At 38.6% G+C, this 17303-nt stretch carries 17 protein-coding genes; 10 read left to right on the top strand and 7 right to left on the bottom strand.

Annotated elements, in window-relative coordinates; genetic code table 11:
- The first annotated feature begins 62 nt into the window (after positions 1–62).
- From EHR06_RS10055 to EHR06_RS10035, 5 genes are all read left to right on the top strand, one after another.
- A complete protein-coding gene (locus EHR06_RS10055; RefSeq protein WP_135756876.1) occupies positions 63–863 on the top strand; it encodes a class I SAM-dependent methyltransferase in 801 nt (266 codons plus the stop codon).
- Positions 860–2527 (top strand): DEAD/DEAH box helicase, encoded by a 1668-nt coding sequence (locus EHR06_RS10050; protein WP_135756875.1) that lies wholly within the window; start codon positions 860–862, stop codon positions 2525–2527. Before EHR06_RS10055 ends, EHR06_RS10050 begins: the two co-directional genes overlap by 4 nt.
- Positions 2494–3585: an N-acetylmuramoyl-L-alanine amidase family protein gene (locus EHR06_RS10045; protein WP_135756874.1), complete on the top strand. Its 1092-nt coding sequence runs from the start codon at positions 2494–2496 to the stop codon at positions 3583–3585. Before EHR06_RS10050 ends, EHR06_RS10045 begins: the two co-directional genes overlap by 34 nt.
- Complete coding sequence (locus tag EHR06_RS10040) at positions 3566–4321, top strand: LIC_10740 family protein (protein ID WP_135756873.1); 756 nt, start codon at positions 3566–3568, stop codon at positions 4319–4321. The genes EHR06_RS10045 and EHR06_RS10040 overlap by 20 nt, the downstream gene beginning before the upstream one ends.
- A 95-nt stretch (positions 4322–4416) precedes the next feature.
- Complete coding sequence (locus EHR06_RS10035; protein WP_135756872.1) at positions 4417–5670, top strand: hypothetical protein; 1254 nt, start codon at positions 4417–4419, stop codon at positions 5668–5670.
- Positions 5671–5711: 41 nt separating this feature from the next.
- Here the strand turns inward: EHR06_RS10035 and EHR06_RS10030 are convergent, their stop codons facing one another.
- Positions 5712–6500: an enoyl-CoA hydratase/isomerase family protein gene (locus tag EHR06_RS10030; RefSeq protein WP_135756871.1), complete on the bottom strand. Its 789-nt coding sequence runs from the start codon at positions 6498–6500 to the stop codon at positions 5712–5714.
- Positions 6500–7027: a hypothetical protein gene (locus tag EHR06_RS10025; protein ID WP_135625676.1), complete on the bottom strand. Its 528-nt coding sequence runs from the start codon at positions 7025–7027 to the stop codon at positions 6500–6502. The genes EHR06_RS10030 and EHR06_RS10025 overlap by 1 nt, the downstream gene beginning before the upstream one ends.
- A gap of 176 nt (positions 7028–7203) precedes the next feature.
- Here EHR06_RS10025 and EHR06_RS10020 point away from each other — a divergent pair, with 176 nt between their 5' ends.
- Positions 7204–8481, top strand: coding sequence for a PilZ domain-containing protein (locus EHR06_RS10020; protein WP_135756870.1), 1278 nt, complete (start codon positions 7204–7206; stop codon positions 8479–8481).
- On the opposite strand, the gene EHR06_RS10015 is transcribed toward EHR06_RS10020, so the two are convergent.
- The 4 genes from EHR06_RS10015 to EHR06_RS10000 all read right to left on the bottom strand — a co-directional run bounded on the left by EHR06_RS10015 (position 8389) and on the right by EHR06_RS10000 (position 12727).
- Complete coding sequence (locus EHR06_RS10015) at positions 8389–9744, bottom strand: transposase (protein ID WP_244288575.1); 1356 nt, start codon at positions 9742–9744, stop codon at positions 8389–8391. The genes EHR06_RS10020 and EHR06_RS10015 overlap by 93 nt on opposite strands.
- Positions 9683–10834 (bottom strand): transposase, encoded by a 1152-nt coding sequence (locus EHR06_RS10010; RefSeq protein ID WP_244288574.1) that lies wholly within the window; start codon positions 10832–10834, stop codon positions 9683–9685. The genes EHR06_RS10015 and EHR06_RS10010 overlap by 62 nt, the downstream gene beginning before the upstream one ends.
- Before the next feature lie 128 nt (positions 10835–10962).
- The gene (locus EHR06_RS10005; RefSeq protein WP_135756868.1) at positions 10963–11616 is read right to left on the bottom strand and encodes an SBBP repeat-containing protein; all 654 of its coding nucleotides are present in this window, start codon (positions 11614–11616) and stop codon (positions 10963–10965) included.
- A 148-nt stretch (positions 11617–11764) separates the two neighbouring features.
- Positions 11765–12727 (bottom strand): MBL fold metallo-hydrolase, encoded by a 963-nt coding sequence (locus EHR06_RS10000; RefSeq protein ID WP_244288566.1) that lies wholly within the window; start codon positions 12725–12727, stop codon positions 11765–11767.
- Positions 12728–13144: 417 nt separating this feature from the next.
- On the opposite strand from EHR06_RS10000, the gene EHR06_RS09995 reads away from it, so the two are divergent.
- From EHR06_RS09995 to EHR06_RS09980, 4 genes are all read left to right on the top strand, one after another.
- Positions 13145–13750, top strand: coding sequence for a hypothetical protein (locus EHR06_RS09995; RefSeq protein WP_135756866.1), 606 nt, complete (start codon positions 13145–13147; stop codon positions 13748–13750).
- A gap of 804 nt (positions 13751–14554) precedes the next feature.
- The gene (locus EHR06_RS09990; RefSeq protein ID WP_135756865.1) at positions 14555–15055 is read left to right on the top strand and encodes a hypothetical protein; all 501 of its coding nucleotides are present in this window, start codon (positions 14555–14557) and stop codon (positions 15053–15055) included.
- A gap of 764 nt (positions 15056–15819) precedes the next feature.
- On the top strand, positions 15820–16014 hold the full coding sequence (locus tag EHR06_RS09985; protein WP_135756864.1) for a hypothetical protein: 195 nt from the start codon (positions 15820–15822) through the stop codon (positions 16012–16014).
- Positions 16015–16217: 203 nt separating this feature from the next.
- Complete coding sequence (locus EHR06_RS09980; RefSeq protein WP_135756863.1) at positions 16218–16535, top strand: hypothetical protein; 318 nt, start codon at positions 16218–16220, stop codon at positions 16533–16535.
- Positions 16536–16546: 11 nt separating this feature from the next.
- Here the strand turns inward: EHR06_RS09980 and EHR06_RS09975 are convergent, their stop codons facing one another.
- Positions 16547–17080 carry a hypothetical protein gene (locus EHR06_RS09975; RefSeq protein WP_135756862.1) on the bottom strand — a complete coding sequence of 178 codons (534 nt, stop codon included), beginning with the start codon at positions 17078–17080 and terminating at the stop codon, positions 16547–16549.
- Between the last annotated feature and the right edge of the window lie 223 nt (positions 17081–17303).

The raw sequence follows: 17303 nt of genomic DNA, 5'->3' as shown, positions 1-17303 counted from the left end.
CCGGGCCGGGGGATTTTCCTTTACGTAGGGAAGACTTTATGACAAGCTTCTTGTAGGCAAGCATGTCCTCAATACTCGAATTGGAACCTCACCCAGAATATCCGGAAGCCTATATGGTATGCCGTCGCACGGGGGTCTATTTCTATAAATTGGCAAAGGAAAGGGATTACGAAGATTCCTATTTTCAGGAAGAATACAAGAATCAGTACAAAAAGACCTACTACGAGGACGAACCTCAGCTTAGAAATTTAGCTAAGGCGCGTTTAGATATGATGAGCGCATTCCAGGATCCGAAAGGTAAAACTCTTTTCGAGATAGGATCCGCCGCCGGTTTTTTCTTATCCGAAGCGGAGAAGAAAGGATACAAAGTCAAAGGTCTGGAACTTTCTTCCACAGAAGCGGAGTATTCCAAAAACAAATTAGGTTTGGATGTTGTCTCCGGTTCTTTCTTGGATGATTCGATTTTTCCCAAAGAAACTTTCGATGCGGTCTGTGCGTTTTTTGTAATAGAACATTTTCCGAATGCGGAGCTTGTTTTCGAGAGGATTAATAAATTGTTAAAGCCGGGTGGGCTATTATTCTTAGGTCTTCCTTCATTGAATGGACCTTCTTTCCAAACCGATCCTGATGAATGGTTTCGTACTCATCCGTCGGACCATTTTTGGGATTACTCACCCGATTCTCTTAAAAAAATGTTGAAAATGTACGGTCTCGTCACGGTATATAAGAAACCTATGTCATACCACCCTAATAGAGATAAGGGATGGAAAGGCAAATACCTGACACATCGGCTCTTTGTTCGCTACGCAAACCTCTCCTGCTACGCCGACACATTCCACTCAATCGCGATTAAAAAAATATGAAATTCGAAGAATTAAATCTAGAGCCTAACCTGCAAAAAGCAATCCAAGAAGCAGGATTTACCGAGCTCACTCCTATACAAGAAAAAGCAATCCCTCCCGGAATGGAAGGAAGGGATGTAACCGGTTTAGCACAAACAGGAACCGGTAAGACTGTGGCATTCTTGGTGCCGACCATTCACTCCATCTTGACAAGAGGAATACAAGGAGTCAGTACTTTGATCCTTGCTCCTACTAGAGAGTTAGTGATCCAAATTTCGGAAGAAGCCGAAAAGTTACTGAAACATACGGACTATAGAGTTGTCCCGATCATCGGCGGAACTGATTATAAAGTCCAGAACAGAGATCTGAACGGACTGAATGGTCTTATCGTTGCGACTCCGGGAAGATTGATCGATCTAGCAAGAAGCGGAAGCGCCGATCTAGAAAAGGTCGAGTTCTTTATTCTGGATGAAGCGGATCGTATGTTGGACATGGGTTTCATCTACGATATACGCTGGCTTCTTCATAAATGTAAGAATAGAAAGCAGACATTACTTTTCTCCGCAACTCTTTCGGTCGAAGTTATGCGACTTGCATATCGTTTTATGAACGAGCCTGTAGAGATACAGATCAATCCTGATAAACTGATCACTGAAAGAATAGATCAGAAACTGGTCCATTTGGGAAGAGAGGAGAAGTTACCTTATATGGTGAATTCCATTCTTGCAGAAGAACTGGAAGGACAAGGAATTATATTCACAAATTTTAAAGCGAATATTCCTAAAATAGTGAATTCTCTCAGAAAATTCGGAATTCCGATCACCGGAATTTCTTCGGACCTGGACCAGAAAAAAAGACTTAGGCTGATGAGGGATTTTAAATCCGGAAAGTTCAAGTTTATGGTGGCGACCGACGTTGCAAGCCGCGGTATCGACGTTGAAAATATCGAAGTAGTTTTCAATTTTGATCTTCCTCAAGACACAGAGAACTATGTGCATAGGATCGGAAGAACCGCAAGAGCGGGAAGAGTCGGTAAGTCCATCAGCTTCTGTTCCGAGTCGGATTATGTTGAATTGGAGAAGATAGAAAAATATCTGAAACAAAAGATAGATGTTCTGCCGGTTCACGAAGAAGCGCTTACATTCCCTGTTGGTGAGTTCCAGGTTTTTGTAGGCGGAGACGCATTTGATAATGCACCTGTCGAAAGAAATGGGAACAGGAACCAAGGAAGGGACAGAGGTCCTAAAAAACGAGGTGATTTCCAACGTAACGGTAACGGCGGGAATCAAAGAGGGGAGAAGAACTGGAATAGAGAATCTGGAGATCGCAAAAAAGATTTCAACAGAGATTCCAGACCTGGCAAGCAGAACGGCGGTCATAAAAAAAGACCGGAAGCTGCTATCCAAGAAGCACAAGAGTTTTTACAAAAAGCGGACAGCGTATTCGGTTCCAATGGTGCTCGTAAAGATAGAAACCAGAAAAACCAGAATCAGAAGAAAGGAAAACAACGTTCCGATTTTCAAAAACAACATTCTCATAATCACCAAAACCAAGAGAATAAAAAACAGAAATCGAATTACGATAAGAGCAAACGTAACTTATTCGATATAAACGATTCTAAAAGATCTTCAGACAAGAAGAAGGGATCAATTTGGACAAGGATCAAATCCTTCTTTGGGGGTTAGGATTCTTTCTAATTTTTAGCGCACCTGTTTTTGCCGAGTCCAGGATACAAACCATCGGCAAGAACGGATACGTTCCCTTCGAAGAGATCCATAAAAAGATCCCGGGACTACAATCTAAATTCGAGTCCGCTACATTGGTAGGCTCTATCTCTCATGCTTCCGGTGAGATACGATTTCGTATCGGAGCCTCCTTTTACGCGATCAATGGTAGTTTAGAAAAAACGAATTTACCTGTAGTTTATAAGGACAAGGATTTCTTACTTCCTCCCGATCTAGTCGAGGCGATCTTCGTTCGTTTATTGCCCGGAGATGTAAGTTACGAATTTAAAGAAGACGAACTTATATTCGATCTATTGCCTAAAGCGGAAAGATTAAAACTTTCCGCGATCATAGTGGATGCGGGACATGGGGGAAAAGATCCGGGGACTTCTTCCGATAAAGGGATGCAGGAGAAGTTAGTGTCTCTGCAGGTGGCCCGTTTTTTGAAAAAATTCCTGAATAAGGTATATCCTGAAGTTAGGGTGATACTGACCAGGTCCAATGATTCATTTATAGAATTAGAGAGAAGGTCCGAGATCGCGAATAAAGAGATCCAAAAGGGAGGATCCGTTTTATTCGTAAGTTTGCATTGTAATGCATCTATTTCTTCGGATGTAAACGGATTCGAAGTGTATTATTTGTCCCAGACCCCCAGTACTGAAATCGCGAGAGAAGTCTCATTATTCGAAAATGGGATTTCCGGCAAGAAAGGCGGGACCTCCTACGGCAAGATCCAGGCAGGAATGATGTCCTCCATGATCCAAAGAAGAAGTCGTCTTCTCGCCAGAAGTGTCGAATCCGAGATGAAAAAAAACCTTGGTCCAAAGATATTGTCTAGAGGAGTGAAGAAGGCGGACTTTTCCGTGCTAAGGGGAAGTTTGATGCCTGCCATTCTGGTCGAAATGGGTTACCTCACCCATAATAAAGAATCGGAGGTATTGGCTGATAAAACTCACCAAGTGAAATTAGCCAAAAGTATATTAGAAGGTGTGAGAGCGTATGAACTTGCAAAAGATTAAGGAAATTTGGGATCGCTTCCTCACTCATTTGGACACCTTTTATACTTGGGTTTTCGAGCTTGCTACCAGAGCCGCAGATTCCAAAGAATCCAAAAGGATATTATTCTTAACGTATTCTTGGATCATCGTACTATTGTTCCTTACAGGTTTCATTCTCGCAGGAAAAAACCCGTTAAAACTACTCGTTCCATTCACACTATATGATCTGCCTAATATAGATCCTAGAAAAGAAATCGTAATATACGGTTCAGATGGAGAAGGCCAGGTATTCCCGGTAAAAAGAAAAGTACTCTTAACCGGCGAAGACTTTAGACACGATGTTTTAACATTAGTGGGGGAAGCCGGTGAGTCCAGTTATTTCGATCCTACCGTTCCGAACGCTTCCGCTCAATATAGAAATCTGAAAAAACTTCCTAATTTACAAGACTCTGTCATCTCTATTTGGAAAAGAGGAGATGTTTTGATCTTGGATTTGAGAAAGTCCACATTGGAAAACTTACTTTCGGACATGAAGTTCAGGATCGATTATACATACGCGAGTCAGATGACGGAAGAGCAAAAGTCTGCAGAGATAGAACGTAAAAAATTGGGACTATTGTCGTCAGCATTCTTAGCGACTGAAAAAACCTTATTCGAGAATTATCCTGATCTAAATCGTATCGAATATAAGTTAGGCGGAGAAATGGGAGATTTGCCCGGTTTAAGCTATTTGCTCTCTTCTACCCATACAAGATAACCCTAAGATTTCTTCGGTATTCCTGAGTTTTCTCTCTAAATTAACTGGCTGAAAGGGTTGTTTTGGCCCTTTAGACAGCCGATAGTATTAAGGATATGTCCGGGTCCAAACGTACAAACTTAGTCGTTTTTATTCTTTTGATCTCCGGGGTCATATTATCCGCAGCTCCGGATCTGCAAAATTCTCCCGATGTAACAAACATCAACGATTTCCGCACGGATCGTGTAGCATTTCATTATATTCAATTGGTGGATAAAGAAGGTAAGGCTCTTCCTGAAAGAAATCTGAATAGAGATACTTCGGAATCCACGTTACTTATCATTGATAGAGGACAACTTACTCTTTTAAAGGATGGATTCGATGATCCAGCCCAGGTAAAGGAGAAGGAAAAGGACTATTTAAATAAAATTTATAAATTCACCAGACTAAAAGACCTGGAACAGGAATATTATAAATTACCTGAATCGGAAAGAACCAAACCTTCTTCTAAAACAGAACCAAACCAGGCGGAAACAAGTAAAACAAATGCGACTTCCGGAACTTCTCCCGAGCCGGAAGAGAAGAATAAAGAGTTCGATCTTCTATTAAAATATGATGATGAACTTCTGAAGTCTTATGCGGCGGAGAAGGCGGCATACGCTGAATATTCGAGAACAGAACGTATTTATGGGAAAGATTCTCCTAAAACAAGTTCTCTTAGAACAAGGTTTGAAGAACTGAAATCCAAAACCCAAGAAAGGAAAAAATTCCTATTAGGTTTTTTGCATAATACTTCCGTAGATTCCAATCCTTATCCCGGTGATAGAAAAGAGCAGATATTCTATACGAATCATTCCAATGGACTCCCGGACTTTTATCTACATTCTACCACTCCAAGAGAAGTGGACGGCCTCATGAGAGGAGAAGAAGAAGTAGGTAAAAAATACGGCCAACTTTTCAAAACCGCAGTGGATCGATTGATAGATTCTCAGATCGATAAATTGTATTATTATATTTGGAACCGGGATATGACAAATACCCGGATCAAAGTGGATCGTTTTTTAAAAGGGAAGAAGGTCACGGTGGTCACCGGAGATTCCACGGTTTATACTATGGTAGATAAAGAAGGGGACGGGATCACAGAGTCCTTCTTTGTAGATTCACCTGGATTGAAATTTTCTTGGGGAAAAGAAGTCCCGAATATTATCTCTATTTCTAACTGTACGGATCAAGCGATCTTAGCTAAGATCAAAGCACTCGGAGACGATGTTTCTTCCGGAAGAATTCCTAAAAAAGTGGATAAATTGGATTTAGCAATTCCGGAAGAGCAGATACTTTTAGAATTAAAACCTTTATTAAAGAATTTATAATTCTTAATACAACTCGCTCTTGAGCGGAGCGAGCGAGTCGATTAACGCCCTTTAAATACCGGCTTTCTTTTTTCTTCAATAGATTTGATCGTTTCTCTGAAATCCTGGGATAAGAAGTTGAGAGCCTGGGATTCTGCCTCTTTACGCAAAGCAGCATTCAGTTTTTCACGATCGTAAATATTCTTTTTTAATTCACTAAGTGCCATAGGAGCGCTTTCACTCAGAGAGATTGCAATCTCGGTAGCTCTTTGAAGAACTTCCGCTTTCGGAACTGAATCATAACAAATTCCTAAAGAAAGAGCTTCTTTACCGCTTACTGTTTCTGCCAAAAATAAAAGGCGGTTTGCAGTTTCCATTCCGAATAATTCTTTCGCAAGATAACTGGATCCCATTCCTGGATGGATCCCTAATTTCACGAAATTGAATTGATATTTTCCTTCGTCAGCAAAAACCCTAAGGTCGCAGGCAAGAGTGATGGAAAGACCCGCACCGATCGCGTGACCATTCGCAGCACAGATCACAGGAACGTTTAGATCTCTAACGCTTAAGAATAGATTATAAAATTCGAACATTTCTTTTTTGTTCTGTTCGAAGGACTTTTCAGCGAAAGATTTTAATAATTCGAAATTGCCGCCTGCGGAGAAAATATCGTTCTTACCGGTAATGACAACCGCTCTAGGTGGATTCTTTTTAAGCTTTTCTATATGAGCTTGGAACTCATGACCCATGGCAACAGTCATGGAGTTCTTGGTTTCCGGGTTGTTCAGATAAAGAATTTCTATTCTAGATTCGGAAGAAAGTTCTACTGTTTCTGAATCAACTAATGCCATTAAACAGCTTCCTGTTTTAATTCAAAACTTTCGTACCAAACTCTGTCCGAAATAGAAAGAGGTTTTTCTCCAATGCCCATTTGGTCATAATAATCTAATAAAATTTCTAAATGAACATTCTCTTCATCTTCTAAAGTCCAGAAACTGCTGTCGATTGACTTAGAAACAAGAGCCTGGCCTCTAACAGAGTCCACAAAATAATCAGGTTTATCGGAGAAGATCAGATGAGCAGAGATCAGATCGAAACGGATCGTATCCACGATCTTCGAAAATTCAGAATCGGCCTTATCAAAATAACGGGAAGCGATCTCGGTTTGGAAATAATCACCCCAAGTGAGAATGTCCGGCTCTACTCCAGTGCGCTCCTTGATCTCTTGGAGTTTTTCCTCTTCCAAAAACGGCTTGGAAGCGAATTTATCCACAAGTTCTCTGAGTGAAATCAAGTTAAGGATCTTATTCGCGGAAAGTTGTCCACGACGCATCATATCGAAAAGTTCTGGATTCAGTTCGGACTTGTTCTCTGCCATGGTTTATTTTTCGGCAGAAGCATAAAAATCCCCCGCACAATTTCCTTCCGGAAAATACTCTCATATGTCTCATTTTCGAAAAAAAGAAGAATACTCCGAATTCCGGAAGAGCGCACTGGATTCCTAAAGTCCCGAAGTCGAAAATAAAGATACGGGTGAATTTTACCCGGACCGCTATGGCTGTAGGACGATCGGATACACTCCAGGAATTGATTACGATTTTAGAAACGATGTTTGGAGAAACAATCATCGGTTCCGATATCAATCTAGTTAAACACCTGTTTTATAGTTTAAAGGCGGATCAAAGAGAGTTCCCATTCGATTATGAAGGGGAGAAGCTCAACTCTGTCGTCGAGGAAGTCAGCGAAGACACTCTCGTCCTATATGTTCCTTATCTACAGCCAAAAGGGATCTTAAGAGCAAAAATCAGTTTCGAAATCTTGAATATACTTTATCAATTCGAAGTTGTACTTCTGGACTTTTGGGAAGACCATGTTCGTGTCAAGATCCCTTCCGAATTACAAGCAGCTGCATTCCGTAAAAACCTCCGGGTCGCAGTAGACGACCTATTTATGAATTATGTGATCCTCTATCGTTCCTTGAGCGGAGGAGAAAGAGAACTCGGAAAAAATTTAAGCGTAGAGCAAAGGTTTTTTCATCTCATGAAAGAGATCAAAAAGGATAACCCAAGCCTAAAGTTGATCAATTTAATGGTTACCGAATATATTCTTGGGATTTCCAGGGACTATGAGATCGTATTCTTCGGGCCGGGAAAAGACGGAGGATTTTTCGGAGACTTCATTAAAAAGTATAACCGTCCTGTCTATGTTCCGGATTGTTCTTTAATTAAAAGTTATATAGGAGAGGAGAAGGACCCATATCTGGATAATTTCCGAGACGAATATCTACATCTGATCCAGACCAGAGGCCAAGCAAAGGCGGATGAATTTTTCAGAGAACTCCAAAAAGAAGAAGTTCGTAACTTTTTAATCTCTTATATAGTCACCCCAATCCGTTTATTCAATGATCCGATCGGCTACGTGAAAGTGTTCTCTACCGCGATGGATAAATTCTCTATCGTACAACAACAAGCATTGTATATAGAAGAATTAGGAGATATTCTTACCTACGCTTTAACTAAAGTATATATCCGCCAGGAAAACTTCAGAAATGAAAAGGCAGTAACTCGTATCCTGGACATCAGTATGAATGGACTTCTATTCGAAATAGAAGATGAAAGGACTTTTAATTATTTAAAACAGCATAATATTATCAAAATGTTCGTTCCGATCTCGGAGAGGAATTTGGTCCTAAGAGGAGAAGTGGTCCGATTCTTAGAGGTTGGGGACGGCAAATACCAACTAGGTGTGAACTTTTTTGATTCTAATCCGGACGATATGGTCTTCTTGCAGCATTATATTTTCAGCAAGAAGATGCGGATACTGTTTGAGTAAGGATCCTTTAGATCTAATCTTCACCGGCTCCTGTCGTAGCCAATTCCGATTAGATGCTAAAAGCTCCCTACTCAAACCATCATCAACTAGTATATCTAGTCCAAATACATTCGCATTCTTAATAAAACTAAATTCATTCAAATATAATGTAGAATACTTTGGTTTAATCCAACCATAGGCAGCAAAAGCTGTTTTGAGTAACCTATTGTTTCCTTCTGCTACCTGAGAATGTATTCCATTTTTAGAATATCTATTTCTTGCCCATCTAAATCTGTTATCTTTAGATCTTGCAGAATGATTCACTGATCTATGGTTTCTATATACTCCCCAGAGCCATGAATAACCAAAATCAGTAAAAACAGCAGATGAAGTAGGTATATGGTCTTTAATTATAGGTCCTAGCGTTTCTGCCTTTTGATTAGGCACAGAAGTAAAGAATACAGGACCATTTTTAATACCAATAGTTTGTACTAAGGTTCCTATCTGTTTTCCACCAAGCTTCGGGGAAAGGAATATAGAGGATGTTTGTCCTTTGCTATTGTATCTCTTTCTTCCTTTATTAGCTCTTTCACCTGCTGAGTATAAAACGGCTGTATCTACGCATACATAGGGTTTATTAGCCATTTTAGAAGAAATGTCTTTGTCTTCATTAGGAGGCAGCAGGAAGTCTTTAAACTGATGGTTTAGAGCATTGTAGGTTAGGTCTTTATACTTCGGTAACTGATCGGAACAGAATAACTGGAATCTTCTTTTAAGTAAACTAGCTGCTTTATAACCAATTTTTAGTCTTTTACTTATCTCAGTAGAAGTTAAGACCTTAGGAAATTGTATTAAAGATTCATGTAATACATATCCAAACATCCAAAGAGGTAGTTTAAAGTGGTGTAGGGGACTGTAAGAAAGTCTAGACTGTTGAGAATGGCATTTACTACAGCGAATGATTTCAGGTCTTGTGCTAATTTCTTTATCCAAAATATGGTTTTCACACGCGGGAGTTGTGCAAGTTTTTGGGTAGAAATTATCTAGAAACTTCTTAGTAATAAATAAGTAGAAGTCCTTGTTAATACCTAAGTGGGATTTGCTAATAGGTCTAACAGAGGAGAGGCTTTTATTCGTATAATTACTATTAGGTGAATGTTGGGATTGCGCGGAAGAGGTTAGTAATGGTAAGTAAGAAGCTAGTTTGTGAGGATTGGAATTACTAGATGAGTAAGGATCCTTTCCCCCCAATCCGAACCGCTCCCCGTGCCGTCGCTCTCGCATTGGAAGAAAAAGCATCCCTACTCAAACAAGATCCTTCACCTTCTCCTACTAAAACATCCAAACCAAACACATTAGCATTCTTGATGAAGCTAAACTCATTCAGGTATAACTGAGAATACTCCGGCCTGATGTATCCGTAAGAAGCAAAGGCAGTTTTTAGAACTCTGTGATTGCCTTCTGCTACTTGGTTGTGAACTCCATTCTTACTCCATCTGTTCCTTGCCCATCTGAACCTATTGTCCTTTGATCTCGCAGAATGATTTACTGACCTGTGGTTTCTATATACTCCCCAAAGCCATGGGTATCCTTGGTCTGTGAAAAGTGGAGTGCACGTAGGGAGATGTTCTTTAATTAAAGGTCCTAAAGTTTCTGCCTTTTGATTAGATACTGAAGTAAAGAATACAGGTCCTTGTTTCACTGCTATAGTCTGGACTAAAGTTCCAATTTGCTTTCCTCCGAGTTTCTCTGAAAGGTAGATAGAAGATGTTTGTCCTCTGTGGCTGTATCGTTTCCTACCTTGGCTTGCTCTCTCACTTGCAGAATACAATACAGCAGTGTCTACGCATACGTAGGGCTTGTTTCTCATCTTAGAGGTGATGTCTTTATTTTCATTAGGAGGTAGTAGGAAGTCTTTGAAGTTACTCTCTAAAGCATTGAATGTTAAGGCTTTATACTTTGGTACTTGATCGGAGGCGAATAGTTGAAATCTCCTTTTTAGTAAGCTTGCTGCATTATATCCTATTCGCAGTTTCTTACTTAGTTCTGTTGCTGTTACTACCTTTGGATATTGGATTAGAGATTCATAAAGGACAAATCCGAACATCCATATTGGTAATTTAAAGTGATGCAGGGGAGTATAACTGAGTCTTGAAGTAAGATACCTACATTGTGGGCATCTAATGAGATCTGGCCGAGTGGAGATTTCTTTATCTAAAATTCTACTATTACACTCAGGAGTAGGACACTTCTTTGGGTAGAAATCAGTTAGTATCTTCTTAGTTATGTCAGTGAAGTAGGGTGTGTTGAGAGCAAGGTTGTAGTGTTTAGGTAGGGGTGTTGGGAACGGTGCTTTATATTCAATATTTATTATTTTGTGGCTTGGGGGAGCGGTTCGGATTGGGGGGAAAGGAGGTCCTCGGTTTGGATTACGAGTATTAAATGAGTAGAGGAATCGAAGAAAATAGACTAAGTTTGTATGTTAAGGCTACCAGTTAAGTATCAATCATTATCAAATCTGCTTACAAACAAGTCGTAAAATGAAATATCGGAGCCAGTAATTAAACTTCCCGTCACATTGCCTGTAGTATAAATATTTTCCGAAGAATCTAATGTGATTCCGTACGAATATGTTCTTTTGCCGTATGCTGCTCGTAATTTTGTCCAGAGCTTATTCCCGTCGCTATCGTACTTAACAACAAACATATTGGTGTTATAAGTTAGTGTTTGGCCATCCAGGTTTCCGTTTGTATAACCGGTCGTATAAACATTTCCAGTGGAGTCCGAAGTGATTGCAATTGCATGCGTATCACTAACAGTTGCACCGAGTAACCTTGTCCATTGTTTTTCCCCATTGCTATTGTACTTAACAATAAATTGATTCATACCTTCGGAATGGGGTGGGCCATCTAGAGACCATTCAGTATAACCTGTAGTATAAATATTTCCGGACAGATCCGATGTAATTCCTGAGGCTCTTGATTCCGTGGTAGATATACCTAAAAGACTGGTCCATTCACTGCTGCTATCGTCTGATAAACCGTCGAGGTTTAGTAGCATATTAGATTTCGATGTGCCGTGATTGCAACCGACAGATAGCAAACTCGCAATCAGCGTGAATATGATGACAAGAGACTTCTTATTTAGATTTTTCAATGTTTGGCCCTAGCTTATACAACATTTTATAATGTTCTAAATTGCGAACATTGACTAAAAAAAATTACACTCTTTAACCTAAACATACGTTAGGTTTTCCTTTTGAAAATGAGAAATACCGAAACCTTTTTAAATCGATTTAGAAAATTTAATAAATCTTTCCTATTCCTTCTTTTTGTACTATGAAATCACTTAAATTCAATCCGGCTTTAAGTAATTCCTTCTTTAATTCTTCAACAGGCGCGTTTAATGCTTCTTCTGTTTGCTGAAATGTTCCAAAATGTATTCCGATTGAAAGTTTAGAACCCAAATCCATATGAGCTTGAATTGCATCCAAAGGGTTCATGTGGACTAACCTCATAAACCATCTAGGCTCATAAGCTCCGATCGGTAAAAGAGAAATATCCGGCTCGCCCAAACGTCTTTTAATTTCTTTATAGTGCAAAGAATACGCAGCATCTCCGCCAAAATATACTCGTCTATTCCCTATTTTGATCATGTAGCTACCCCATAGACTGCGATTCCAATCGAATATACCTCTTGCGGAAAGATGTTGTGTAGGAGCGAACGTTACTTCTGCTTTCTTTTCTATTTCGATTGTTTGCCACCAGTCCATCTCATCTGTATCAGAAATTCCTTCGGATTGTAGTAGTTCCTTGTCTCCCAACGGAACAAGAAACTTGGGGGAGAATTTTTTATTAAGCGTTTTTAAAGTTTCCAAGTCCAGATGATCGTAATGGTTATGACTGATAACCACCAGGTCTATCCGAGGAAGGTCCTCTATCCGCATACCTGGTTCTCTCACTCTTTTTGTTCCCACCCAGCTCACCGGACTGATCCTCTCGGACCAAACCGGATCGGTAAGGATGTTTATTTCGCGGGATTGGATTAACACAGTCGCATGATTAATGAAAGTGATCCCGATTTGATTTTTATATAATGGATTTTTAATTAGATTTGCTTTTTCATTTTGAACCTTTTTGGGCCATTCTTCAAAATCAATTGTGGATAGAAGCTTTAAAGTTCTCCATATTCCGTTTTCTTCAACTTGGGTTGGATTGTAAAAGTATTTCCCGTTGGAATGATCAGAGTTTGGGTATTTAGTAGACACACAACATCCAAATAAGAGAGAGAAAAGAAAATATATGTATGGAAGAACAATTACGTTTTTCGATTCTATTCTTGTGCTGTCGGTTCCATGGTTATTTTTTTTAGAAAATCGATCCATTTCGATCCTCCTGCGATAGGCAATTTATATCTAGGATTATAAAGGATTTAGAGGGCAAGGTAAAGATTCGATACTGCCATATCATTGCCTAATCCTACCTTAAGTGATTTTGAATGCAAATCTGAGATAAGGTGGGCGGTTGGGAGTTTACGGAAGGGACGTCCTTGGTTTGAATTCCGTGTATAAAATGAGTAGGGTATTCAAAATTAAGAGGATATTAGTAAATATTCAAGTTAGTCATTGTCTTGGTCTGCCAGACTTTTAATATATTTAATATTAGCGATTATAGATGGAGGAAAAATGAAATCTTTCTGTATTCCCCTTTTAATTTTATTCATGTTCGGATGTTCTTCGAATCAAATTGTATATCATGATCAAAAGATTTTAGAAAAAGAAAATATAGGGTTAATATCCATTAAGTATGAAAATGATACTTTTACTCCCATCAATTATATTGAACTCTCTCGCGTGTGTCTTTCGCAGAAAAAGTATTTCTTAGAATTTGGTACGAATGTATGTGAAACTTTGCGGTCAGACGGAACAGTTACGATAGAGAAGGGCGAGTCAATTGAGCTTAAGGTTCCAGAGGGAGTCTATTCTGGAGTGCTTTCCGGTTATGGTTCAGATTTTCCTCATTCGTTCCGATTGGATGCGATTTTTATTGGAAGCCGTGCTATTAAAGATAAAACAAAGAAATGTTCCGTAAAAACGGATCTTATAGAAAAGTATGATTGTGAAAATATTATAGTGAAAAGTGGACAAAAGTCTGAAATTAAAATCATCCTTACGAATGAAATCGAAAGCCAATGGGGAGTAAGTATCTTTTTGGCGATTATATCGCTTGGAAATGCGGCATTACCTCCTAGTATTGTTCGGACTCGATTAGAGATTTCTAATCCGATGTAAAACTTTTTGAGGAATTATCCTCAATATTATTTCTTTAATGAGAAGGCCACGTGTTTCCCCAAGATTTGTTCTGTAGAGTCTTGCAATGAAGAGTGAAATACAATCGACTTGGAAACGGGAGAAAAAATACATAAATTCATTAATTTTGGAAATTGATGCTAAAGAACTTATATCAAATGTGAAGTAGATGAAATTATATATATTGGTGGGGAAAATTTTACAAGGACTGTTGATGGAACTGTCAGTTTAAAGTCAAAGCCTAACTTAATTAGAGATCTTTGCAGCAAAGTTTATTTTGCATTTGAAAATTAATATACTTTTTCCTTCCTCCTTAAATCTGTTTTAGGATTTAATTGAGATATGATTTAGAGTTTTCCTTCGGGATAAAAAACGAAGGTAGCACAGTTCAAATTGATTAAGAAGATAATTAGAATTAAGCGAAAATATTTACGCATGTAGACAAAGAAGTCCGTAGAATACAACAATTTGCAAGTGAAAATAGTCCCGCTTAATGTGATTTAACTTTGCCTGGCTAAATTGGATTTTCTGAAGAACATTTTCTCAATCCTCTCTTACCTTTCACTTGAAAAGTAAATCTGGTTAAACAAAATATAGCTGATTTTATGAAAGCCCCGCATATCGCCTATCGCCATATTATTGCTGACTGTAGTTGTAAGCGATTGTCTGACTGTGAGCGAGTCGGGTAAAAAGGTGCTTAGTAAGGAAGTTTTAAAGTCAGAAAGGCTAACGCGTACATCGGAGCAGTATCAGATAACTTATTCATTTCAAGATGGACGAGTTTTATTGAAGATTGATGGAGGGATGATCGAAGAGGAGGTAGATAAGGTCTTAGAGAAAGAGACTGTTAAGAAGATTTATAAAATACAATTTTCAGAAATTTATAAAAGAGGAGTTGCTGGAGGGTTTGGCTATGGTTACTTGGCTCCCGGTTATTATATAGGTTCCTTCTTCGAATACATATTTACTATTCCATTTAGAACATATAACCCAAGTTATGACGAAACCTTTAATCGAGAGAATATAATTAGCCAACGGAAGATATCTGAAACTAATATCAACAATTTGTATATCATACTGAGAATCAAGGACATAGAGTTTTTAAACTCAAAACTCAGCTCTGCATCTATGAGCTTTCCTTTGCTTCAAATATACCGAGATTTTGGAATAGCAGATGAAATGGAAGTTTTACTCTATAGAGAGAATGACCGAGTAGGATTTACTGTTGTTCCAATGACAGAAATCTTACGTTCTACCTTTGGAAAGAAGGATCAGTCGGATTATTAATAAATGAATTTATGATTGCAAGTCGAAATGCAAGCATTATGAGCTGAACTACAATTAGAAATTCCCATAGCTTCGAAAAGATTCGGTCCGCTGTTATTCGAACCATTGGTTCGACTTTACTGCTAATTGAAGGATTGTCTTGAAGATATGCCCATAGTGCAGATCATTAATGGAAAAATATTGAGTGGAGGAACGTATTCAAGAAATCACGGCACAAGGATGTGGAGTATTGATCGAAGTGATCTGGGTAAATTAATTACTAGGAATAGAGAATTTATATTACCTCTAATTTCCCTCGGAGGGTTAGCATTAATGCTTATCGGAGTTCCGGCATATATTTTTTGGGAAAAGGGATATACATACCGATGACACTATCAGCGATTCAATCTATTGGAACGGGTTTGGATTAGCTATTATGGCTGTCCTTGAACTATGCAAATCAACTGGTTGGGCGTCTGGTGGTATGGGAACTTCCATGTAATAAATGTGGATTGTAAAGGGCAAAATATAATTTAAGGAATCATATGTTTTCCATTAATAGAAGTATCTTTGTTTATGTAATCTCGATGCAATATTTGCTGACATCGAATTGTCTCTTAATAGGCAGATCTCCTGAATTGATTCAGAATTCCACTCGCTCAATCAAAAACACCGAGATCCGAACTAATTGCTTTTATATTCGATCGTTTTATTCAAAAGGGCATGTCATTCAGAAAAACGAAATGGAGAAATACAATATAATACCAAATCGAATCAGTGAAAGCATGCTTGAAATTTTACATATTCCGGAATGTAAAAATGTTGAATTGCAGTCTGAAAATAAGATCGAAATAGAAACTGAAGCCCACTTCACTTTCGACTGCGATGTTGCCAAAGAATGTCCAGTCTGGCCTAATATTGCAGCACAAACATTATTCCTTTCTTTGGAGAATCAACCGGACTTGTACGATTTACTATAATTCAAAATGATAAAGCAGTCTCAGTTTACGAATATCAGCCTAGACTTTTCATTGCGGCATGGTTTCTGTTTCTCCCGTTTACTTGGGTGAATTTATTCGGAGGTTCGTTTGAGAATCATTTTGCAACCTCAAATGTTAAAGCCGTAAATGAGTTTAAAAAGGAACTGGATGCAACCGGAATTCGATTGATTCGAGGGAATTGAATGAACTCCTTTCCTTTCCTTCTAATTACCTATATCTCATTCGTATCTTGTTTTACAACATTTAGCGGAAGACTATCTGAAGAAAGACCGGCAATAGATAAAAGCATATTAAATGAATGTGAAGTAAATGTTTTCCTTCGATTTTCAGTGAAACCTGAAGATATTAAGGATTATGAAAATGAATATACTCACTATGTTTCCTTATGGCTTCTTCCGACTTTTTCTATATTTTGGAGTCCTTCAGCAGAAGATCGAATTATAGAATCTGCCTTGCGTGAGTTTACCTTTAATAATCAGGATATTCATTTGATAAAGTGATTCTCTTGGCCTCACTGTAGCTGCATCGTCACATCGGTAGGTGCTGCGTCAAAAGTTCCTACTGGACTTGATAATACGTCGATTGAGTAATTTCCTGGTACATGAACGACGAATTCTATTGTATTTGCGGTATATGTTGTAATTGTAATTTGATGAGTAGTATCGTAAAATTGTGGAGGGCAGCCATCCTGTGTTCCGAAATCAAGGTTGTCCCGAATGATTTGTGTTAAGTCTGTCGTGTTGCTTTTTAATATTAATTTGTTACCGACTTTTACGTGGGATAGGACAAACAGAGCAGCAACGAATTGTGTACTCGGACCGGTGTTTATTCCTTGACCGGAGAAAAAATTGACAGTCTGTTCATCCCTAGTTACGTAATTTACTGTAGTATTCGGATAAGTTCCGCAATGCAATGGAATTGTATCGTTAGCTTGTATTATTCCAAATGTCAAAGCATCGGAAAAGTTATCTCCGTTTTTATCTCCGGGACAGTTGATAAAGTTTAAGAAAAAGAATAATGTTATAAAATATTTAAATTGTTTCATATAATTTTCTCAAGTTGTGAGTTTAAATTTAAAGAGGGCAGAATTTTTTCCCTTTTTCTCTAAAACATTGATCTATCCACTTTCTTGGAAACTACTAAGATTTGCCTACATTCTATATTGTCTGAAGCATATTCAGACTAACCGCGTTCGTATTCCAAATATCGTTAGCTGCCATATCCCATTGGGGGTAAGAGAAGAACTCCTTAGACCTCTTAACGTTCCC

Source organism: Leptospira dzoumogneensis (assembly GCF_004770895.1).
Classification (GTDB): Bacteria; Spirochaetota; Leptospiria; order Leptospirales; family Leptospiraceae; genus Leptospira_B; species Leptospira_B dzoumogneensis.
The sequence above is the reverse complement of the archived record's forward strand: the minus strand, read 5'-3'. Positions and strand labels throughout refer to the sequence as shown.